This window comes from Palleronia pelagia (assembly GCF_900110115.1).
Lineage (GTDB): Bacteria > Pseudomonadota > Alphaproteobacteria > Rhodobacterales > Rhodobacteraceae > Palleronia > Palleronia pelagia.
Genome location: NZ_FOCM01000008.1, coordinates 131371 through 150900 on the forward strand (window position 1 = coordinate 131371; position 19530 = coordinate 150900).

The 19530-nt window shown below is 67.8% G+C and carries 19 protein-coding genes, 1 tRNA gene and 1 other RNA gene; 9 read left to right on the plus strand and 12 right to left on the minus strand.

Annotated features, from left to right (window positions below; all coding sequences use genetic code 11):
• Position 1 precedes the first annotated feature (1 nt).
• The 3 genes from BMX96_RS16005 to ssrS all read right to left on the minus strand — a co-directional run bounded on the left by BMX96_RS16005 (position 2) and on the right by ssrS (position 2271).
• Positions 2-772 carry a COG3904 family protein gene (locus tag BMX96_RS16005; protein WP_091846396.1) on the minus strand — a complete coding sequence of 257 codons (771 nt, stop codon included), beginning with the start codon at positions 770-772 and terminating at the stop codon, positions 2-4.
• The gene (locus BMX96_RS16010; protein ID WP_091846397.1) at positions 769-2019 is read right to left on the minus strand and encodes a hypothetical protein; all 1251 of its coding nucleotides are present in this window, start codon (positions 2017-2019) and stop codon (positions 769-771) included. The genes BMX96_RS16005 and BMX96_RS16010 overlap by 4 nt, the downstream gene beginning before the upstream one ends.
• Before the next feature lie 94 nt (positions 2020-2113).
• Positions 2114-2271: non-coding RNA, 6S RNA (gene ssrS, locus BMX96_RS20215), on the minus strand.
• A 109-nt stretch (positions 2272-2380) separates the two neighbouring features.
• Between ssrS and BMX96_RS16015 the strand changes: the two genes are divergently transcribed.
• Positions 2381-2839 (plus strand): MmcB family DNA repair protein, encoded by a 459-nt coding sequence (locus BMX96_RS16015; RefSeq protein ID WP_091846398.1) that lies wholly within the window; start codon positions 2381-2383, stop codon positions 2837-2839.
• Here BMX96_RS16015 and BMX96_RS16020 read toward each other — a convergent pair.
• The gene (locus BMX96_RS16020) at positions 2836-3039 is read right to left on the minus strand and encodes a DUF6324 family protein (RefSeq protein WP_073129211.1); all 204 of its coding nucleotides are present in this window, start codon (positions 3037-3039) and stop codon (positions 2836-2838) included. The genes BMX96_RS16015 and BMX96_RS16020 overlap by 4 nt on opposite strands.
• A gap of 116 nt (positions 3040-3155) precedes the next feature.
• Between BMX96_RS16020 and BMX96_RS16025 the strand changes: the two genes are divergently transcribed.
• Positions 3156-3232 (plus strand) — tRNA-His (locus BMX96_RS16025).
• A 76-nt stretch (positions 3233-3308) separates the two neighbouring features.
• Here BMX96_RS16025 and BMX96_RS16030 read toward each other — a convergent pair.
• A complete protein-coding gene (locus BMX96_RS16030; RefSeq protein ID WP_236737101.1) occupies positions 3309-3617 on the minus strand; it encodes a DUF6476 family protein in 309 nt (102 codons plus the stop codon).
• Here BMX96_RS16030 and BMX96_RS16035 point away from each other — a divergent pair.
• From BMX96_RS16035 to BMX96_RS16045, 3 genes are all read left to right on the plus strand, one after another.
• Positions 3604-4632 carry an RluA family pseudouridine synthase gene (locus BMX96_RS16035; RefSeq protein WP_091846400.1) on the plus strand — a complete coding sequence of 343 codons (1029 nt, stop codon included), beginning with the start codon at positions 3604-3606 and terminating at the stop codon, positions 4630-4632. The two genes, BMX96_RS16030 and BMX96_RS16035, sit on opposite strands and share 14 nt — an antisense overlap.
• Positions 4633-4790: 158 nt before the next feature.
• Entirely contained in the window at positions 4791-5687 is an 897-nt protein-coding gene (gene rpoH, locus BMX96_RS16040; protein WP_073129251.1) for an RNA polymerase sigma factor RpoH, read from the plus strand.
• Between the two features lie 129 nt (positions 5688-5816).
• Complete coding sequence (locus BMX96_RS16045; protein WP_091846401.1) at positions 5817-6794, plus strand: Gfo/Idh/MocA family protein; 978 nt, start codon at positions 5817-5819, stop codon at positions 6792-6794.
• Here BMX96_RS16045 and BMX96_RS16050 read toward each other — a convergent pair.
• From BMX96_RS16050 to BMX96_RS16070, 5 genes are all read right to left on the minus strand, one after another.
• Positions 6782-7762, minus strand: a complete 981-nt coding sequence (locus tag BMX96_RS16050) for a calcium-binding protein (RefSeq protein ID WP_091846402.1) — start codon at positions 7760-7762, stop codon at positions 6782-6784. The two genes, BMX96_RS16045 and BMX96_RS16050, sit on opposite strands and share 13 nt — an antisense overlap.
• Positions 7763-7842: 80 nt before the next feature.
• Positions 7843-9663, minus strand: a complete 1821-nt coding sequence (locus BMX96_RS16055; protein ID WP_091846403.1) for a M3 family oligoendopeptidase — start codon at positions 9661-9663, stop codon at positions 7843-7845.
• A gap of 69 nt (positions 9664-9732) precedes the next feature.
• Complete coding sequence (locus BMX96_RS16060) at positions 9733-10659, minus strand: amidohydrolase family protein (protein WP_091846404.1); 927 nt, start codon at positions 10657-10659, stop codon at positions 9733-9735.
• A 282-nt stretch (positions 10660-10941) separates the two neighbouring features.
• Positions 10942-12537: an ATP-dependent DNA ligase gene (locus BMX96_RS16065; protein WP_091846405.1), complete on the minus strand. Its 1596-nt coding sequence runs from the start codon at positions 12535-12537 to the stop codon at positions 10942-10944.
• Positions 12538-12577: 40 nt separating this feature from the next.
• Entirely contained in the window at positions 12578-13597 is a 1020-nt protein-coding gene (locus BMX96_RS16070; RefSeq protein ID WP_091846406.1) for a ligase-associated DNA damage response exonuclease, read from the minus strand.
• Between the two features lie 311 nt (positions 13598-13908).
• Here BMX96_RS16070 and BMX96_RS16075 point away from each other — a divergent pair, with 311 nt between their 5' ends.
• The 4 genes from BMX96_RS16075 to BMX96_RS16090 all read left to right on the plus strand — a co-directional run bounded on the left by BMX96_RS16075 (position 13909) and on the right by BMX96_RS16090 (position 18006).
• Complete coding sequence (locus BMX96_RS16075) at positions 13909-15324, plus strand: circularly permuted type 2 ATP-grasp protein (protein WP_073129219.1); 1416 nt, start codon at positions 13909-13911, stop codon at positions 15322-15324.
• A gap of 4 nt (positions 15325-15328) precedes the next feature.
• Complete coding sequence (locus BMX96_RS16080) at positions 15329-16282, plus strand: alpha-E domain-containing protein (protein WP_073129220.1); 954 nt, start codon at positions 15329-15331, stop codon at positions 16280-16282.
• A complete protein-coding gene (locus tag BMX96_RS16085; RefSeq protein ID WP_091846407.1) occupies positions 16279-17103 on the plus strand; it encodes a transglutaminase family protein in 825 nt (274 codons plus the stop codon). Before BMX96_RS16080 ends, BMX96_RS16085 begins: the two co-directional genes overlap by 4 nt.
• 147 nt (positions 17104-17250) lie before the next feature.
• Positions 17251-18006 (plus strand): proteasome-type protease, encoded by a 756-nt coding sequence (locus BMX96_RS16090; protein ID WP_091846408.1) that lies wholly within the window; start codon positions 17251-17253, stop codon positions 18004-18006.
• 25 nt (positions 18007-18031) lie between these two features.
• Here BMX96_RS16090 and BMX96_RS16095 read toward each other — a convergent pair whose 3' ends face one another.
• Together BMX96_RS16095 and BMX96_RS16100 are read right to left on the minus strand one after the other, a co-directional pair.
• A complete protein-coding gene (locus BMX96_RS16095; protein ID WP_091846409.1) occupies positions 18032-18487 on the minus strand; it encodes a hypothetical protein in 456 nt (151 codons plus the stop codon).
• A 103-nt stretch (positions 18488-18590) separates the two neighbouring features.
• Positions 18591-19526, minus strand: a complete 936-nt coding sequence (locus BMX96_RS16100) for an alpha/beta fold hydrolase (RefSeq protein ID WP_091846410.1) — start codon at positions 19524-19526, stop codon at positions 18591-18593.
• Positions 19527-19530: the final 4 nt, after the last annotated feature.

The following is a 19530-nucleotide window of genomic DNA, read 5'->3' on the forward strand; positions in this document are numbered from 1 at the left end:
GTCAGGCGGCGTCCTCGTCGGTCTCGACGATCATTCCGTATTCGCGCAGTTCCTCGGGCAGCAGGATGTAGATCTCGCCCGGTGGCGTCACCAGGGCGTGCTGCATGATCCGCGGATCGATCCCCATTTCCACCAGGTAGCCCATCACCTGCCCCTGGCCGCGCTGGATGTCCTCCACGGCCATGAAGGCGGGCTGCACGCTGTTCTGCCCGAAATAGTGCTGGTGCACGCCCACCGACCCGTCATCGTCGATCTCGCGCGTCTCGCCGCCCGCCAAAAGGTAGGGGCAGGCCGACAGGCACACGTCTCCGGCCGCGATCATCGTCGTGACCCCTTCTGCCCGCAGGAAGCGGCCCAACACCAGCGCGTCCGAGACCGATCCGCCGGGCGAATGCAGGAAGACCCGCCTCGGGGCGCCGTCCTCCCAGCGGGTCGCCAGGATGTCGGTCAGCCGGTCCGCGTCGCCCGCCGCGATGCGCCCCATCAGCCGCAACGCCGCCGCGCCATCCACTTCGACGGACGAGACGGTCAGCCGCGCGGGCATGTCGCCCACCGGCGGGAACGGCGCGCCGGGGGCGGGGCGCGGCAGGTCGGCGGGGCGATAGCGGCGGGTCTGGTCCCCGGGGGCCACCGGCTGGTCCAGCGCGGGGGCATCGGGGGCGAAGCGCAGCCCCTGCATCCCCGGCGCCATGTCGCCCAGCACCAGGAGCCCGCCGATCACCAGCTGAAGGCCCAGGATCCCCTTCAGCATCCCCGCGACGCCGATCCTCATTCCGCGGGCTCGCGCAGGCGGGTGGGCGCCGACAGCTTGGGCTCGGGCGGCATGTCGTCCTCGACCCGGCGGATGGCCGAGACGGCGGCGCGCAGCTCGGCCAGGGTCATGCTGTCCTCGATGGGTGTGCGTTCGCGTCCCGCGCGGATCGCGCCCTGCGTGACCATCAGGATGAAGACCAGCACCGCGGGCAACAGATCGATGGCAATGGCGCCGGCCCAGCTGGGCACGAAGTTGCGGCCATAGCGAATGACCGCGTCGGCGGCGGAAATCGGTGTGTAGCTCACCTCGGGCGGGGGCGTCATGCCCTCGACCGCGCGGGCGGCCACGGCCAGCGTCTCGGCCCGCTGGCCCAGCACTTCCAGCACCGACGTGATGGTGGCCTGCTGCCCGGCGGCGGTATCGGCCTCGTCGCTCAGCGTGGGCAGCACGACCGAGGCGGACAGGTCCTGCGCGGCGCGCGTCACGAGCGGTGCCACCGACAATTGCCGCAGCTGGGTGATGAGCCCGGCAAGGCGCACGGCCTCTTCGCTGAACTCGACGCTGCGTGCCTCGACCGGGCCGGGCTCGACCGTCAGCGCGCGCATGCGGCTGAGGATCGCGTTGCCCTCGGCAAAGGCCTGCTCGACCGCCGGGGTCACCGTGCCGATCTGGTTTTCGAGCCCCTGCAATTCCTCGGCCTTCTGCCGCAGCACGCGGAATACGGCGCCGCGTCCCGCGATGCCCGACAGGTTGCCGGTGGCTTCCTGTTCGCTCAGGTCCTGGAACGACTGTCGCACCCGGCTCACGTCGCGCTCCAACCCAAGTGATGCGACGGCGATCGTGTGCGAGCGTTCCAGCGAGGTCTGGTAGTCCTGCACCGTGCGGGCGAGATGCTGCTCGACCGCCGCGGACCCGGCCAGCGCGGCGGCGTTCAGCCAGGACGACATGGCGATGATGGCCACCGATCCCAGCGCCATCGCCCCCATCAGCCCCAGGCGCGCCCGCGCCGTGCGCATGGCCGGCAGAAGCCGCATGAGGTACGTCCAGAACACGAAGATCCCGACGCTGACCGCGATGGAGTAGGCCAGCGCGGCGAACACCGAAAGCGCGCCGTCACTGTCCAGCAGAGACCGGACACCCAGGTAGGTATAGATCCCCGACGCGGCCGAAAGCACGCCCAGCGCGGTGCCCGACAGGGTGTCGAGCACGCCCAGGTGATCCTCGAGCTCGCGGACATGGCGCGGATTGGATTGGCTGTCTGACATGGGCCCCCCCGGGCGTTTGGCGTCGCGACAGTATGCCGACCTGCGGCCGGTAAGCCAATTCACCGACGCGTCAGACGATTTAGGGGGTGGGATCGGCGGGACCACCACGACCGTCAGGGTACGTAAATTCCCGAGGACCTGTATTTACAGGTGGGCGCCGGGTAACCAGACCACGGCCCGGTCAGAGCCAGCTCCCTCGGAATTGCTTAAGGCCACTGGAATTGGACCCCGGCACGGGAAGGGCAGTGCCCGCCTGACCCACATCTAGGCCCGCCCCGATTTTCCGGCAAGGGGGTGCGTCGGTCATTTCGCCGCGCGTGGGGGGCTTGAAATGCGTTTACCTTTTGTTCACACTTCCCGGATGGCCGACGATGCGACCCTCAACACCCTGATGCCCGGACAATTGCTGGGCCGCGGCGTGTGCCGTCACCTCGCCAGCCACGGCTTCGCCTGCGTCGAGGAACTGGTGCCGACCCGAGGCCTGCGCGTGGACGTCATGGCGCTGGGGCCCAAGGACGAGGTGTGGATCGTCGAGTGCAAGTCCAGCCGCGCCGATTTCATGTCGGACGGCAAGTGGCAGGGCTACCTAGAATGGTGCGACCGCTATTTCTGGGCGGTGGATGCCGAGTTTCCGACCGACCTGCTGCCCGAGGGCACGGGGCTGATCATCGCCGATGCCTATGACGCCGAGATCCTGACCATGGGGCCCGAAACAAGGCTGGCCCCCGCGCGGCGCAAGGTGATGATGCGCAAGTTCGCCTTCCACGCCGCGCGCCGGTTGCAGACGCTGCGGGATCCCGGCGCGGCGCTGTCGCTTTAGCGCTTCTTCTTGCGGCTGGCGCTGCGGGCCGCCGAAGCGGCGGCGCGGATCTCTTCGGCGATCTCCTCGGCCTCTTCCGGATCGAAATCCATGGGCACCTCGATCCCGCCATCGGCGGACACGTAAAGCCGCACCATGCCCGCGTCGGTGGGCCCGATCTGCAGGTTCGCGCTGGTGTCCGAGGGGTCGTTGATGCCCATGCTGGCCTCCGTCTTTGATCCCCGTCGCCTAGCGCCTGACGGGCGAACCCGCAAGCGCCAAGCGGCCCGGTTTGGGGTTGCAGAGCCCGCGCCGCATGGCTATTTGGACGTCGAGTGCCGCCTTAGCTCAGTTGGTTAGAGCGCCTGATTGTGGATCAGGAGGTCCCCCGTTCGAGCCGGGGAGGTGGTACCACTCTCCACCTAACTTCTCATACCCCGGCACGGCAGCTGATGTCCGCCTGCGCCTGTGTTCGGACAGATGCGATCCGTCAGGGCTGTTCGATACGAATGCGCTGGCGCAGGGTTTCCCCATCGGGCGAGAAGATCAGGATCTCGTTGTCCCCCGTGACCACGGCCAGCCAGCCCGACCCGCGGGTGAAGGCGGTCGCGCGCGCGCCCTCGGGCAGGGCGATCTGATCGGGCAGGGCGGGTCCGGGTGCCGGGAAGCGGGTGAAGAACAGCCACACCAGCGCCATCATCCCCACCAGCATGGTTGCGGTCAGGGCGATCACCAGCCATTTGAGCACCGTCAACGCCCCGTCGCGGGGTTCGGGAGCCTGTTGCATGTCGTCTGTCATCTGGACCGTGATCCTCGGGGAAACGCCGCCGCCGCGCCTTGATAAGGCGCTGGCGCGTGACGTGCCAGAGGAAGCGCATCTCAGCCGCTCGCGGCTGGCCCGGCTGATCGCGGATGGCGCGGTCAGCCGCGATGGCGTGGTTCTGACCAGCCCCAAGGCAGCGGTCTCCGAGGGCGACGAGATCACCGTGACCGTCCCGCAGGAGGCCGAAAGCCACATGGCGCCCGAGCCCATGGACCTGGCCATCGTCTACGAGGATGACGATCTGGCCGTGGTCGACAAGCCCGCCGGTCTGGTGGTGCATCCCGCCCCGGGCACGCCCACGGGAACGCTGGTCAACGGTCTGCTGCACCATTTCGGCGATGCCCTGTCCGGCGTCGGGGGCGAGAAGCGGCCGGGCATCGTGCACCGCATCGACAAGGACACCAGCGGCCTGCTGGTGGTCGCGAAATCGGACCGCGCCCATCACGGGCTGTCGGCGCAATTCGCCGCCCACAGCGTCGACCGGCGATATCTCGCGGTCTGCCACGGCGTGCCCGACCCCGCCGACGCGCGGCTTCTGGGCTTGCCGGGCATCAGCGCCGAGGGTGCGGTCCTGAAGATCACCACGGGTCTTGGGCGCCACCCCCACGACCGGCAGCGCCAGGCGGTGACCTTCAGCGGCGGGCGTCACGCGGTCACGCGCGTCTCGGTCGAGCGGGCGCTGGGACCCTCGGCCGCGCTGGTGTCGTGCCGGCTGGAGACGGGGCGCACCCACCAGATCCGGGTGCACATGCGCCACGCCGGCCACGCGCTGATCGGCGATCCGGTCTACGGCGGCACCCGCAAGGTTTCCCCCAAGCTGCCCGGCGCGGCCGAGGCGGCGGCATTCCCGCGGCAGGCGCTGCACGCCGAGAGATTGGGCTTCGAGCATCCTGGAACAGGCGAAGAAATGTTCTTTAACAGTGCTTTGCCGGATGATCTTGAAGCTTTGGTCGAAGCACTGGCGGGCGCACGGGACGACACAACCGCGTGAGTGCGACGACACGTTGCGGCGCCTTGCTGGACCTTTCGTCTTCGCAGTTTCTTAATCTTCGTGAGCAATACGAAAACGGCCCTTGGCATCTTGAACTGAACCGATCGGTTCACCATTTCGGATGCAAGGGCGTCCACGCCCAAAGATAGGGAGTGACCATGGCAAGCTACGCGAACCTACCGGCCCCGTCGCCGGAACAGGGACTGAACCGTTACCTTCAGGAAATCCGCCGGTTCCCCATGCTGGAGCCGGAAGAGGAATTCATGCTGGCCAAGCGCTGGGTCGATCACGGCGATACGGAAGCCGCGCACAAGATGGTGACGTCGCACCTGCGCCTCGCCGCGAAGATCGCCATGGGCTACCGCGGCTACGGCCTGCCCCAGGCCGAGGTGATTTCCGAGGCGAACGTGGGCCTGATGCAGGCGGTCAAACGCTTTGACCCCGACAAGGGCTTCCGCCTCGCGACCTACGCCATGTGGTGGATCCGCGCGTCGATCCAGGAATACATCCTGCGGTCGTGGTCGCTGGTGAAGCTGGGCACCACCAGCGCGCAGAAGAAGCTGTTCTTCAACCTGCGCAAGGCGAAGAACCGCATCGGTGCCTTGGAAGACGGCGACCTTCGGCCCGAGAACGTGAAGCAGATCGCCAACGATCTCGGCGTGACCGAGGACGAGGTGATCTCGATGAACCGGCGCATGTCGGGTGGTGACGCCTCTCTGAACGCGACGATCAGTGCCGATGGCGAGGGCACGGCCCAGTGGCAGGACTGGCTAGAGGATGAGGATGCCGACCAGGCCACCGAGTACGAGGAGCGTGACGAGCTTGAGTCGCGTCGGGCGCTTCTGGCGCAGGCCATGGATGTGCTCAACGACCGCGAGAAGGACATTCTTACCCAGCGTCGGCTGCAGGACCAGCCGATCACGCTGGAAGACCTGAGCGGGCAGTACGATGTCAGCCGCGAGCGCATCCGCCAGATCGAGGTGCGCGCCTTCGAAAAGCTGCAAAAGCGCATGACTGAGCTCGCGGCCGAGAAGGGCATGACCGCGGACGCCTGATCGCGGCACAACTGATAAGGTGAAAGGGCCGGGACCGCGCGATCAGCGGTTCCGGCCCTTCGCGTTTGCCGCTGACACTGCCGGCGATGCCCCCTAGGGTCGGCGCGAAACAGGATAGGGGGACCGACCATGAAAACGGTAAACTTCGGGATTCTCGGCGCGTCGAGCTTCGCACTGTCGCAAATGGCACCGGCCATCCACGCGGCGCGCGGCGCGCGGCTGGCGGGGCTGGCCACGCGCTCGTCCGACAAGGCCGCGCCGTTCCAGGGGATCGAGCCCGATCTTGACGTGTTCGACAGCTACGACGCGCTGCTGGCCTCGGACAGCATCGACGCGGTCTACATCCCGCTGCCAAACCACCTGCATGTCGAATGGTCGCTGAAGGCGCTGGCGGCGGGCAAGCACGTGCTGTGCGAAAAGCCCATGGCGATGACCGCGGAACAGTACGACGACCTGATCGCGGCGCGCGACGAGTCGGGGCTGATGGCGACCGAGGCCTATATGATCGCGCATCATCCGCAGTGGAAGATGGTGCGCGAGTTGCTCGCGGACGGCACCATCGGCGATCTGTGCCATGTGAATGCGGTGTTCTGCTACAACAACGCCGACAAGCCCGAGAACGTGCGAAACCAGCCCGGGATGGGCGGCGGCGGTATCCGCGACATCGGCGTCTACGCCATGGGCTGTGCGCGTCTGGCCACCGGACAAGAGCCGTCCGAGCTGAGCGCACACCTGACCATGGAGTCCGATTTCGACACCGTGGCCCGGATCGACGCGCGCTTCCCCCGTTTCGGCTTCCAGTCGATGGTTTCGATGCGCATGGCGCGCTATCAGCATGTGAGTTTCCACGGCACCACCGGCACGATCACCATGAAGGCCCCCTTCAACGCCGGCGCTTACGACCAGGCCGAGATCTGCATCGAGCCTTCGGGCACCGAACGCCGGACCATCCGCTTCCCGGAGGTGAACCAGTACGTCCTACAGGTCGAAGCCTATTGCCGCACCCTGAGCGAGGGTACGCCCTACGCGTGGACGCTGGAGGACGCGCGCGGCACGCAGGCGATGCTCGATGCCGCGCTGGCCGGCAAGGTCGATCAGGGCGCCTGAACCAGCCGAATCTGGGCGGGCGTCAGTACGGAATCGCCTTCGACGAAGGCGACCGTCACACCGTCGACGATGATGGCCGACCCCGATCCGTCGCCCCGCGACTGGATCACCACGCTGTCGGGTTCGGTGCGGCCCTCGTACTCGACCTCGATCAGGTCCAGCCCGGCGGTGAAGTCGCGGATCACCGTCGGGTCGGCCGCGCCGCCCGGCGCGGCGTCGAGGATGGCCGCGTCGATGAGGAACGTATCGGACCCGTCGCCGCCGCTGCCGAAATCGCCGGCGCCAAGGCGCAGGATGTCGTCGCCCGCGCCGCCTTCGAGCGTATCGGACAGGTCCTCGGCCACCGTCCGCGACAGCGTGCTGGTCCCGTAGGTTCCGTTCAGCGAATCGTCACCGTCACCGCCCACCAGCAGGTCGGCGCCTTCGCCGCCTTCGAGCGTGTCGTTGCCGGCGTCGCCCTGAAGGCTGTCGCTGTCCTTGCCGCCCCTGAGCAGGTCCTCGCCCGCGCCCCCCACAAGTGTATCGTCGCCTGATTCGCCAGAAAGCGTGTCGTTGCCGTCGTCGGCGGCGTCACCGCCGACGATCAGGTCGTCGCCGAATCCGCCCTCGGCCACGTCCGCCCCGGCGCCCATGTCGATCTCGTCGTCGCCCAACCGGCCCAGGACACTGTCGTCGCCATCGCCAGCGCGGATCGTGTCATCACCGACATTGGCATCCACCGTGTCGTTGCCGTCGCCCATGTCGTAGTCCCGCGCTGCGGGCGCGGTTTCCTCGATCAGATCGTCACCGGAAGTGCCCATGACCACCGACAGCGGGCTCTCGCCGGTGCCGGTGTCAGACGCGTCCTCGGGCACGGTCGCGCCATCATCGTCATCACCGCCGAACAGCTCGTCGAGATCGAGGAAGCTCGCTCCGAAAATGCCGGCGAACAGGGCGGCATTACCTAGGAGCATGGGGTCGAACAGCATGGCGGGCCTTGCGCGGGAAAACTCGGGTCTGGGCCCGGTTTGCCCGCGCAAGATGGCGTCATTTGGACACGATCGCGGCGTTAGTCGTCGATCGTTTCCAGCTCGTCGATCATCTCTTCGATCATCGACAGGCCCTTTTGCCAGAAGGCCGGGTCGGACGCGTCCAGCCCGAAGGGCGCCAGAAGCTCCTTGTGGTGCTTCGATCCACCGGCCTTCAGCATCTCGAAATACTTGTCCTGGAAGCCTTCGGGCGCGTCCTCGTAGGCGGCATACAGCGCGTTCACCAGCCCGTCGCCGAACGCGTAGGCGTAGACGTAGAAGCGCGAGTGGACGAAGTGCGGGATGTAGGCCCAGTAGACCTGGTAGTCGTCCATGAACTCGAACGCGGGCCCCAGGCTTTCGGCCTGCACGCTCATCCACAGGGCGTTGATGGCATCAGGCGTCAGCTCGCCGCCCTTGCGGGCCTCGTGCAGCTTGCACTCGAAATCGTAGAACGCGATCTGCCGGACGACGGTGTTGATCATGTCCTCGACCTTGCCGGCCAGCAGGACCTTGCGCTCGGCCTTGTCCTTCGCGCCCGCCAGCAGCTTGCGGAAGGTCAGCATCTCGCCGAAGACGCTGGCCGTCTCGGCAAGCGTCAGCGGCGTGGAGGCCAGCATTTCGCCCTGCGCGGCGGCAAGGCGCTGGTGCACGCCGTGGCCCAGCTCGTGGGCGAGCGTCATCACGTCACGCGGTTTGCCCAGGTAGTTGAGCATGACGTAGGGATGCGCGTCGGTGACCGTCGGGTGCGCGAAGGCGCCGGGCGCCTTGCCGGGCTTCACCGCGGCATCGATCCAGCCGCGGTCGAAGAACGGCTCGGCCAGCTCGGCCAGCTTGGGCGAGAAATCGGCGTAGGCGTCCATCACCATGCCGCGCGCGGCCGGCCAGTCGACGACCCGGTCCGATTCCATCGGCAGGGGTGCGTTGCGGTCCCAGACCTGCAGTGTGTCGAGCCCCAGCCACTTGCGCTTCAGCTCGTAGTAGCGGTGCGACAGACGCGGGTAGGCATCGACCACTGCGTCGCGCAGCGCCTCGACCACCTCGGGCTCCACGTGGTTGGCCAGGTGACGGCCGGTCTGCGGCGTGGGCATCTTGCGCCAGCGATCCTCGACCTCCTTCTCCTTCACCAGCGTGTTATGCACGCGCGCGAAGGTTTTCACGTTGGCCGAAAAGACACGCCCCAGCTCGCGCGCGGCGGCCTCGCGCTTGGCGCGGTCGCGATCGGTCAGAAGGTTCAGCGTCGACTCGATGCCCAGCACCTCGCCCTGCACGTCGAATTCGAGGCCCGAGATGGTCTCGTCGAACAGCTTGTTCCAGGCGGTGGCGCCCACGACGGACTGGTCGTGCAGGAACTGCTCGAGCTCATCGCTCAGCTGGTGGGGGCGCATGGCGCGCAGGCGCTCGAACACCGGCTTGTAGCGGGCGACCTCGGCATCCGCCTCGAACACGGCGTCCAGCGTCTCGTCCGGGATGCGGTTCACCTCGAGGCTGAAGAACACGAGCGGCGTGGTATAGCCGGTGATCTTGTCCTGGCAGTCCGACAGGAACGCGGCGCGTCCGGCGTCGGTGGTCTGCTGGTAATAGCGCAGGCCCGCGTAGGACATGATGCGCCCGCCGACCATGTCGATCCGCTCGTACCGGGCAATGCAGTCGCGCCAGCCGACGGCGTCGAGATCGGCCAGCTTGCCCTGGTAATCCGACGCGAAATCCGCGCAGGCCTTTTCCAGCCAGTCCATGTCGCGCTTCAGCTCGGGCGCGTCCGGCGCGGCGTAGAGATCGCTCAGGTCCCATTCGGGCAGATCGCCCAGGTCGCGGCCCCCTGCCGAGGCGTTGGCGTCGAAAAGCGGTGTGGCGATGGGCATGGCGGCTCCTGTTGGGATGTCTCTTGCCCCTCGACATAGGGGCCGCGACGCCCGGGTGGAAGGCCCCGCCTAGAAGCCGAACAGCCGTGCCGGGGTGTCGACCAGCGTCTTCTGCCGCGCATCGCTGTCGGTGACGGCGCGGAAGAAGGCGTCGAGCAGCATGCCGGCATCGGGCATGGGGGCGCCGTTCAGCATGATATGCGGCCAGTCCGAGCCCCACAGGATCCCGTCCGGGTTCGCCTGCACCAGCCGATGGACGAGCGGGTCCGCCGCGTGCCAGGGCGCGTCGCTGAAGCGGTAGATGCCGCTGAGCTTGGTCACCGCGTGGCCGTCGCCCACGAGCCTTTCCAGCGTGTCGAGGCCGCGGTCATCGCCCAGCTCGGGCCAGGCCAGGTGGTCGAGCACGACCGGGCAGGGCAGCGCGGCGATGCCGTCGGCCAGGTCGTCCAGGTGCTGATGCGCGTGCACCAGCATCTGCACGTGCATCCCGCGTTCGGCCAGCATCGGCGCCAGGCGCTGCACGCCGGCCCACGAGATCACGCCGCCATGCACGTGGTTCAGCCGGATGGCCCGCACGCCCGCATCGGCGAAGCGGTCGAGCTCGGCCGCCGTCGCGTCGTCGCTCACCAGGCCCACGCCGCGGGCGCGGTCGCCCAGCCGTTTCAGCGCGGCCAGCGTCACGGCATTGTCGGTGCCGTAGAGGATCGAGTGCACCAGCACGACGCGGTCGATCTCGAGCGTGCTGAGATGCGCGTTCAGCAGGTCCAGCCAGTCGTCCAGCCCGCGCCCCGGCGGCGGATCCTCGCTCCGGCCTTCCCAGAGCTCGAACTCGTCGCGGCCCGAGAGGATGTGTACATGCGCGTCGCAGGCACCGCGCGGGGGCAGGGTGCCGGGCACCTTCGGGCGGGGCACCGGCGCGGCGCCGGCCGGCTTCTCGCCGATCGTGTCGTAGTCCCGGTCGGGCGTGGCGTGGGGCAGGTCGCTGTCGTCGTCCATGGGGTGTCCTTCGGGGTCCGGTATTGCGGTCCCAACACGCGGGCGGCGGGGGCAGGTTCCGAACGGCCGACCGCGCGCGGCCGGCGAAATTGCGCAAAGGTACTCGGGTACCAGTGATGACAGGGCCGCGCTCCGGCGGAAAGCGTCGGATCGAGTATTTTCAGACCAGTGATGCGGGGCAGGGGCGCGACGGGCGGTTCAGCCCCCGCACGCGCCCTGCATCACTGGTCCGGAAATACTCATGTCGCGACGCTCCGCACGCGCGGAGCGGCCCGGGCGGCGTCAGCCATATGCCGCCAGCATGTCCTTCAGGTCGGCCAGGGTGTTGGCCTCGGACAGGGGCTTGTCGTGGCGCCAGCGGCTCATGCGTGGAAAGCGCAGCGCGACGCCCGACTTGTGGCGCGGGCTTTCCTGGATCCCTTCGAAGGCGATTTCGAACACGTGCTGCGGCGTCACCTGCCGCACGGGGCCATAGCGTTCGAGCGTGTTCTTGCGCACCCAGGCGGTGATCTTGCGGAACTCGGCATCCGTCAGGCCGGAATAGGCCTTGGTGAAGGGCACCAGTTGATCGCCGTCCCAGACCGCGAAGGTGAAATCGGTGAACAGGTTGGCGCGGCGGCCGTGGCCCTGCTGGGCATAGATCATCACCGCGTCGATGGTCAGTGGATCGACCTTCCATTTCCACCAGTCGCCGCGCTTGCGCCCGTCGCGATAGGGGCTGTCGCGGCGTTTCAGCATGATCCCCTCGCTCATATGCTCGCGCGAGCCGTCGCGGATCTTGGCGAGCCGGTCCCAGTCGTCGAAGCTCACCAATGGCGACAGGCGAAGCGGCATGTCTTCCGGCACCCCGGACGCCACGTCCTCGAGCAGCCCGCGCCTGTCGTCGAAGGGCCGCGCGCGGATGTCCTGCCCGTCCCATTCCAGCAGGTCGTAGGCATACAGGATCACCGGCGCGTCGCGCAGAAGCGCCTTGGGGACCGTCTTGCGGCCAATGCGCTTTTGCAGCGCGTTGAAGGGCAGGGGCGCGCCGTCCTTCCAGGCAAGGACTTCGCCGTCCAGCACCGTGCCTGGGGGAACGTGGTCGATGAGGCGCGCGAGCTCGGGGAAGCGGTCGGTCATCAGCTCTTCACCGCGCGACCACAGGTAGTGGTTGCCACCGCGCAGGATCAGCTGGCCGCGGATGCCATCCCACTTGCGCTCGGCCGCCCAGTCGCCGGGCGGGGCGTCCAGCGTCGCGGGGCCGCCGTCGAGCTGGTAGGCGAGGTAGAAGGGATAGGGCTTCGACAGGTCCGCCTCGGGGTCGTGGGTCAGGATCAGCGACTCGAAGCTGGTGCTGTCGGGTTGCCAGTCGCCCATGAGCCGATGGGCGAGGTCCGGCTCGTCGATACCGGTGGCGCGGCTGAGCGCGCGGGTCATCAGCTTTTGGCTCACGCCCATGCGGAAGCCGCCGGTGATGAGCTTGTTGAACACGAAGCGTTCGATCTTGGGCAGCTGGTCCCAGGCGTCGAGGATACGTGCGCGTTTCTCGGGGTCGTCCAGCTTGGCCAGCGCGCGGATCTCGCCGATCCAGTGCGTCAGGCTGCGGTCGCTGTCGCGGGTGGCGTCGGGCAGGATCAGCGCCATGGTCTCGGCCAGGTCGCCCACGATGGGATAGCATTCCTCGAACAGCCACAGCGGCAGGCCCGCGCGGTCGGCGGCCCATTCGCGCAGGCGCGTGGCGACGACCGTGCGCTTGGGGCGCCGCCCGGAAAGCAGCGCGATGGTCCAGAGCTTGTCGTCCTCGGGCGCCGCGGTGAAATAGGCGGCGAGCGCGTCGACCTTGGCGTTGGTCTTCGTCGTCTGGTCGAGCGCGGTGAAAAGGGCTGCGAAGCGTTTCACCGCGCGGCCCCGGTTTTGCTGCGGAAGGTCGGCCAGCCGCTCATGCCGCGTCCTCGGGCTCGGCGGCGTCCAGGCTTTCGCCCTCGTACTCGGTCTCGACGATGGCGGCGTCGTAGCCCTGGCTTTCCAGCCAGCGCCGGAAGATCGAGGTGTATCCGTGGGTGACGAAGATGCGCTCGGCCCCCGTCTCGGCGATGGCCGCGTTCAGACCCGGCCAGTCGGCGTGATCCGAGATGACGAAGCCCCGGTCGGCCGCCCGCCGCCGCCGCACGCCGCGCATGGCCATCCAGCCGCTGGCGAAGGCGGTAGAGCTTGGCCCGAACCGCCGCGCCCAGGGCGTGCCGAGCGCCGAGGGCGGCGCGACGACCAGCGCGCCCTTCTGCGCCTTCGGGTCCATGTCCGGCGTCACGCGCAGCGTGTCGGGCAGGGCGATCCCCTGGTGGCGCATGACGGTATTGGTGTTCTCGACGGCGCCATGGGTCAGGATCGGTCCGATCCCGGGGTCGACGCTGGTCAGCAGGCGTTGCGCCTTGCCCAGCGCGTAGGCCCCGATGATCGAGGTCTTGCCATCGGCCGCGTTCCGGCGCCACCAGTCGTTCAGCTCGGCGCGCACGTCGTCCTCGGGCGCCCATTTGAACACCGGCAGGCCGAAGGTGCATTCGGATATGAAGGCATGGCAGCGCACCGGCTCGAACGGCTCGGACAGGCCGTCGGGCGTGGTCTTGTAGTCGCCCGAGACGACCCAGACCTCGCCGCGATGCTCGACCCGGATCTGGGCCGAGCCGGGGACATGGCCGGCCGGGTGGAAGGACACGATGACATCGTTGATCTGCCGCCGTTCGCCGAATGCGATGGTGTCGATGGCGATATCGCCTAGGCGGTGACGCATCACCGGCGCGGCGGCGCCCGTCGCGAGGTATCGGCCCATGCCCGGGCGCGAGTGGTCGGCGTGCCCGTGGGTGATGAGCGCGCGGTCCACCGGCCGCCACGGGTCGATGAAGAAATCGCCCGCGGCGCAATAGATCCCGCGATCGGTGAAGCTCAGAAGCGACTCGGCCATGGGGGTTGGTGTAGGGCGGGACGGGAGGCTGCCAAGTGAGCGCGCGGCTTCGGCGTCGCCGCACGCGGCGCTGTCGTCCCATGAGTATTTTCGGACCAGTGATGGGCCTGGGTATATTCGAAGGCCTGCCTCGAGAGGGCGCCAGCGTCGGTCGGGCCGACGCTTGATGGGGCGCGGACCGACCTCGGGTCGGGCGCCGCGAGGTGCCCAAAAAAGGGGCAGGTGTCCACCGGGCGAGCGCTTTCCTGGCCGATTGGTTGCGCTTGCAGACGCGCAACCTAGGATGTCGTTAACAAATGCCCGGGGGACCGATGGCCGACAGCTTTAACGAAATGTACGAAAACGGCGCCGTGCGGGCGCCCTATGCCGGGCTCGAGGCCTGGGCGCGCGACATGCCCGACGATTTGCGCGGCATGAAGCAATCCGAGGCGGAGGCGCTGTTTCGGCGTATCGGCATCACCTTCGCCGTCTACGGCGAGGGGGGCAGCCCCGACCGGCTGATCCCGTTCGACATGTTCCCGCGCGTCTTCTCGGCGGCCGAGTGGGACGTGCTGGATCGCGGCATCAAGCAGCGGGCGCGGGCGCTGAATGCCTTCCTCGGCGACATGTACAACCGCGGCGAAATGGTGCGGGCCGGACGCATCCCGGGGCACCTGGTCTACCAGAACGACGCCTACGAGGTCGCTGTCGCGGGCTTCACCCCGCCGGCCGGCGTGTTCAGCCACATCGTGGGCATCGACCTGGTGCGCACGGGTCCGGACGAGTTCTTCGTGCTGGAGGACAATTGCCGCACGCCGTCGGGCGTCAGCTACATGCTGGAAAACCGCGAGATCATGATGCGGATGTTCCCCACGCTGTTCCAGGAGAACCGCATCGCCCCGGTCGAGACCTACCCGGCGCAGCTGAAGCGGACCCTGCGCTCGGTCGCGCCGAAAAAATGCGAGGGCGATCCCTGCGTGGTGATCCTTACCCCCGGCAGTTTCAACTCGGCCTATTACGAGCACAGCTTCCTGGCCGACATGATGGGGGTCGAGCTGGTCGAGGGGCAGGACCTGTTCGTCGAGGGCGAATTCGTCTGGATGCGCACGACCGAGGGCCCCAAGCGCGTGGACGTGATCTATCGCCGCCTGGACGACGCCTTCATCGACCCGCTGTGTTTCCGGCCCGACAGCATGCTGGGCATCCCGGGCCTGATGAACGTCTATCGCTCGGGCGGTGTCAGCATTTGCAGCGCACCGGGCGCGGGCGTGGCCGACGACAAGGCCGTCTATACCTACGTGCCGGACATGGTCCGCTTTTACCTGGGCGAGGAGCCGATCCTCAAGAACGTGCCGACCTGGCAATGCGCCAAGGCGGATGACTGCAAGTACGTGCTGGAAAACCTCGACGACCTGGTGGTGAAGGAGGTCCATGGCTCGGGCGGCTACGGAATGCTGGTGGGGCCGAAATCCACCAAGTCCGAGATCGAGCTTTTCGCCACCAAGATCCGCGAGAACCCCGACAACTACATCGCCCAGCCGACGCTGAGCCTGTCGGCCTGTCCCACCTTCGTGGACGAGGGCGTCGCGCCGCGCCACGTGGACCTGAGGCCCTACTGCCTTGTCGGGCAGGAGGTGAACCTTGTGCCGGGCGGCCTGACGCGGGTCGCGTTGAAGGAAGGCTCGCTGGTGGTAAACTCGTCGCAGGGCGGCGGGGTCAAGGACACCTGGGTCATCGCGGGGAACTGAGATCATGCTGAGCAGAACCGCGAACAACCTCTACTGGATCGCCCGCTATATCGAGCGGGCCGAAACCAACGCCCGACTGCTGGAAGTCGGCGCGCGCAACGCCATGCTGCCCGACACCGCCGGGGGCAACCGAAACGAGTGGGAGTCGGTGCTTCTCGCCTCGGGCACCAAGGAAGCCTTCGATGCGAAATACGGCCAGGCGGTCGAGCGCAACGTCGAAACCCACCTGTTCTTCGACCGCGAGAACGCCTCATCGGTGGCCAGCTGCCTGTCGGCGGCGCGCGAGAACGGGCGCATCGTGCGCACCGCCCTGACCACGCAGGTCTGGGAAGCGCTGAATGCTGCCCACGCCGAGCTGGGCGAAATGGCCCGGACCGAAAGATCGAACCTGTCGACCACCGACCTGATCGACTGGACCCTGCGCGCCTGTTCGCTGATCCGTGGCGCGGGCCTGGCCACGCAATTGCGCAACGACGGCTACGACTTCACCAATATCGGGCACCATCTGGAGCGGGCTGACAGCACCGCGCGTATACTGGACGTGAAATACTACGTCCTGCTGCCCGATATCGGCTTCGTCGGCTCGGGGCTGGACAACTACCAGTGGCGCACGGTGCTGCGCGCCATGAACGCCACGCGCGCCTTCCACTGGGTCTATGGCGGCGACGTGACGGCCGGCAAGATCGTGGATTTCCTGGTGCTGAACCGCCAGGCGCCCCGGTCGCTGATCAACGCGGCCGACGGGGTTCGCGTGCACCTGGACCGCCTGGCCCGCGCCTATGGGCGCGAGACCGATGCGCAGGCCCGGGCACGCGACCTGGTCGCCAGGCTCGAGGCCACCGATACCGAAGATATTTTCGACCGCGGCCTGCACCAGTTCCTGCGCGGCATCATTGCCGACGTGAACCGGCTGGGCGCCACGGTCCATGACGCCTACCTGAGCGGGGATGCACGATGAGACTCGAGATCAGCCACCGCACCCGCTACCGCTTCGACGCGCCGAAAGTCTCGCTGACGCAAAGCCTGCGCCTGTGGCCCACCGACTTCGAGGGCCAGACCGTCGAGGCATGGTCCGTCGATATCGAGGGTCACACCGCGCAGCGCGGCGCGGCCTTCCGCGACGGCGCCGGCGACTGGATCGAGACGGTGTCCATGCGCCACGTCAGCGATGTCACCGTCGCCGTCAGCGGCACGGTCGAGACCCGCGACCTGACCGGCTTCGTCAAAGGGCTGCGTGAGAAAGTGCCGCCGCTGGCTTATTTGCGGGCCTCGCCCATGACGCGGCTGAACGAGGACCTGCGCGACCTGTCGGCCGGTGCGGTCGACGGGATCGGGAACGCGCTGGACCGGGCACATGCGCTGGCCCACGCGATCAGCGACGCGATCCCCTACACGCCCGGCGCGACCCGTTCCGAGACGACGGCCGCCGAGGCGCTGGAACTGGGGCAGGGCGTCTGCCAGGACCAGACCCACGCCCTGATCGCCGTGGCCCGCGCCGCCGGGATGCCCGGGCGCTATGTCACCGGCTACCTTCACGCGTCGAGCGACGGCGCAGCCCACGAAGCGAGCCACGCTTGGGCCGAGATCTGGGTGGACGATATCGGCTGGGTCGGATTCGACGCGGCCAACCGGTGCTGCCCCGACGAGAAATACGTCCGAGTCGGCTCGGGGCTCGACTCGGTCGCGGCGGCACCCATCCGGGGCATGGCCCTTGGCGGCGGGGACGAGCATCTGGACGTGGATGTGAAGGTGCAGGAGGCCGCGCAGCAACAGCAATGATGCGCGTTTGCGTCACTTGTCCGCATTTCGCGGGGACCCGAGGGGCGTAACGCTGCGTTGCTGCTCGCACCACGTCGTGTGACGGCGTATACACATGCCACGCGGCCCCTCTGGGCGGGCCGCAAGCCGAAAACGAGCTTATTTACCATGACATATTGCGTCGGCCTGCTTCTGAACGAAGGCATGGTCCTTCTGTCCGACACACGCACCAACGCGGGGATCGACAACATCTCGACCTACCGCAAGATGTTCACCTTCGAGGACCCGGGCGAGCGGGTCATCACCATCATGACCGCCGGGTCGCTGTCGACCACGCAGACCACGATCGCGCGCCTGCAAGAGGCCATCGACGATCCCGATGCGACCTCGATCATGACGGCCGGCACGATGCTTCAGGTGGCGGAAATGGTGGGCGACACCCTGTCGACCGTCAGCGCGAACGTGGCCCACAAGCTGGGCGAGCGGGCGCAATCGGCCCGCGCGTCGATGATCGTGGCGGGACAACGCCGCGGGGGCGAGCCGCGCATGTTCCTGATCTATGCCGAGGGCAACTTCATCGAGGCGACGGCCGACACCCCGTTCCTGCAGATCGGTGAGCACAAGTACGGGAAGCCGATTCTCGACCGGGTCGTGACGCCCGAGACGAGCCTGGGCGACGCGCAGAAGGCGGCCCTGCTGTCGATGGATTCCACCCTGCGGTCGAACCTGTCGGTGGGGATGCCCCTGGACCTGGTGGTGATCGAAACCGACAGCTGCCGCGTGAGCCGCCAGCGCCGGATCGAGGCCGACGACGAAGTTTACCAGAAGATGTCGGCGGACTGGTCCGTGGCGCTGCGTCACTCCTTTGCCAATATCGAGGTGGAAAGCAGTGGCGACGAGATCCCGGGATACTCGGCGGCCTAAGCGCCGCGGGTCTTGCGCCGACAGGTCAGCGCCGGAACAGCCTCGAGAACAGCGACCTGCCTTTTGATGACCGGTGGCGGCCTGCCGCATCGGTGAGATAGTCGGCGGCCTTTGCGCGTCCGGCCTCGGCTGCCTGGGCCTCGCCCAGCCAGCTCCCGCCGCCGGTTTCGATCATTTGCCAACCCGTCCGGTCCCTGAGCAGCCCGGCCGCGCCCGTGGCGTCGCCGCGTGTGAATATCGTGAATGACGTGACCGGGCCGTCCGATTCGAGTGCGATCTCGAAGGAAAAGCCGTCGCGGTCGAGGACACCTAAGCCGGGATTGCTCCAGTCCGTGGCCGGGAAGATGTCCGAGATGACACGCCGCAACTCGGCGGCGGTGCCGATCGCCGTCGGCTCGAAATCGTCCGGCAGATGCGCGGCGCCCGATGGCCCGGTCGTCGTGGGCGTACCGGCGGCAAATACGATGAGATCCCAGCTCATGGCGGTGCAATCCAGGCTCGGGGCGTCTGGCGCCCGTGAGCAGATCTTTATGGATGTGGCACCTCTGTGCAATGGCGCTGAAGGCCGCGCTGGGGCGGGGCCTTTAGCCGTCCACCGTGAAATGCGCCCGCAGCGCGTCGAACACCGCGTCGCGACGCTCGGGCATTTCCATCATGCATTCGTGGCGTCCGCCCTCGACCATCATAAGCCGTCCGCCCGGCCAGCGATCCATGCGGCTATGAATGCGCGCGGGGTCGACGATCATCTCTTCCGAGCCCAGCACTGTCAGGCACGGAATGTCGGGCGAGGCCAGCGCGGCCAGGGCCCGGCATTCCACCAGAGCCTCGTTCAGCCAGCGCAAAGACGGGCCGCCCAGCCCAAGCTCGGGGTGTTTTTCCACCTGCCGCGCCATCCAGTCATACTGGTCGCGGTCGCAGGTCAGCATGTTGCCGTCGAAGGGCGTGGCATTGGGGTAGGACGCGCCAGACGTGCCCGGCGCATAGGTGTGATCCATCCGCACGCGGCGTGCCACCCAGCTGAGTCCCCAGGCCATGGGGCGCAGCGACGACGACATCTGGATCCCCCACATGGGGCTGGAGAACGCGGCGCGCTCCACCGGTGCGCCACGGTTGAGCGCGCGCAGTCCGATGGCGCCACCCATGGAGTGGCCCAGCAGGTACCAGGGCTTCGGCAGGTCGTGATCGGCCGCTGCCTGCAGCATCACGTCGAAATCCTGCTGGAAATCGGCGAAATGCATCACGTGGCCGCCCATGGGGTCGTCCAGCATGCGGTCCGACAGGCCCTGTCCGCGCCAGTCGATTGCGATCATGGCCAGGTCGGACTTGGCGAACTCGGCAGCCGTAGGCCCGTATTTCTCGACATACTCGGTCCGGCCCGGCAGCATCAGGACCGTGCCGCGCGCGCCCTCGGGGCGCCAGTGGGCCAGCCGCAGGCGTTGCCCGTCCGCGGCCTGCCGCCACTCGGCCACGCCCCCGGCGGGGGCGTCGGCCACGTCGTCGAAAAGGGGGGCGGGCTCCATTGGG

What these genes read in the sequence shown, in the direction of transcription:
- BMX96_RS16005 (WP_091846396.1), bottom strand. Translation starts at nt 772, where the DNA reads ATGAGGATCGGCGTCGCGGGGATGCTGAAGGGGATCCTGGGCCTTCAG.
- BMX96_RS16010 (WP_091846397.1), bottom strand. Translation starts at nt 2,019, where the DNA reads ATGTCAGACAGCCAATCCAATCCGCGCCATGTCCGCGAGCTCGAGGAT.
- BMX96_RS16015 (WP_091846398.1), top strand. Translation starts at nt 2,381, where the DNA reads ATGGCCGACGATGCGACCCTCAACACCCTGATGCCCGGACAATTGCTG.
- BMX96_RS16020 (WP_073129211.1), bottom strand. Translation starts at nt 3,039, where the DNA reads ATGGGCATCAACGACCCCTCGGACACCAGCGCGAACCTGCAGATCGGG.
- BMX96_RS16035 (WP_091846400.1), top strand. Translation starts at nt 3,604, where the DNA reads ATGTCGTCTGTCATCTGGACCGTGATCCTCGGGGAAACGCCGCCGCCG.
- BMX96_RS16030 (WP_236737101.1), bottom strand. Translation starts at nt 3,617, where the DNA reads ATGACAGACGACATGCAACAGGCTCCCGAACCCCGCGACGGGGCGTTG.
- rpoH (WP_073129251.1), top strand. Translation starts at nt 4,791, where the DNA reads ATGGCAAGCTACGCGAACCTACCGGCCCCGTCGCCGGAACAGGGACTG.
- BMX96_RS16045 (WP_091846401.1), top strand. Translation starts at nt 5,817, where the DNA reads ATGAAAACGGTAAACTTCGGGATTCTCGGCGCGTCGAGCTTCGCACTG.
- BMX96_RS16050 (WP_091846402.1), bottom strand. Translation starts at nt 7,762, where the DNA reads ATGCTGTTCGACCCCATGCTCCTAGGTAATGCCGCCCTGTTCGCCGGC.
- BMX96_RS16055 (WP_091846403.1), bottom strand. Translation starts at nt 9,663, where the DNA reads ATGCCCATCGCCACACCGCTTTTCGACGCCAACGCCTCGGCAGGGGGC.
- BMX96_RS16060 (WP_091846404.1), bottom strand. Translation starts at nt 10,659, where the DNA reads ATGGACGACGACAGCGACCTGCCCCACGCCACGCCCGACCGGGACTAC.
- BMX96_RS16070 (WP_091846406.1), bottom strand. Translation starts at nt 13,597, where the DNA reads ATGGCCGAGTCGCTTCTGAGCTTCACCGATCGCGGGATCTATTGCGCC.
- BMX96_RS16075 (WP_073129219.1), top strand. Translation starts at nt 13,909, where the DNA reads ATGGCCGACAGCTTTAACGAAATGTACGAAAACGGCGCCGTGCGGGCG.
- BMX96_RS16080 (WP_073129220.1), top strand. Translation starts at nt 15,329, where the DNA reads ATGCTGAGCAGAACCGCGAACAACCTCTACTGGATCGCCCGCTATATC.
- BMX96_RS16085 (WP_091846407.1), top strand. Translation starts at nt 16,279, where the DNA reads ATGAGACTCGAGATCAGCCACCGCACCCGCTACCGCTTCGACGCGCCG.
- BMX96_RS16090 (WP_091846408.1), top strand. Translation starts at nt 17,251, where the DNA reads ATGACATATTGCGTCGGCCTGCTTCTGAACGAAGGCATGGTCCTTCTG.
- BMX96_RS16095 (WP_091846409.1), bottom strand. Translation starts at nt 18,487, where the DNA reads ATGAGCTGGGATCTCATCGTATTTGCCGCCGGTACGCCCACGACGACC.
- BMX96_RS16100 (WP_091846410.1), bottom strand. Translation starts at nt 19,526, where the DNA reads ATGGAGCCCGCCCCCCTTTTCGACGACGTGGCCGACGCCCCCGCCGGG.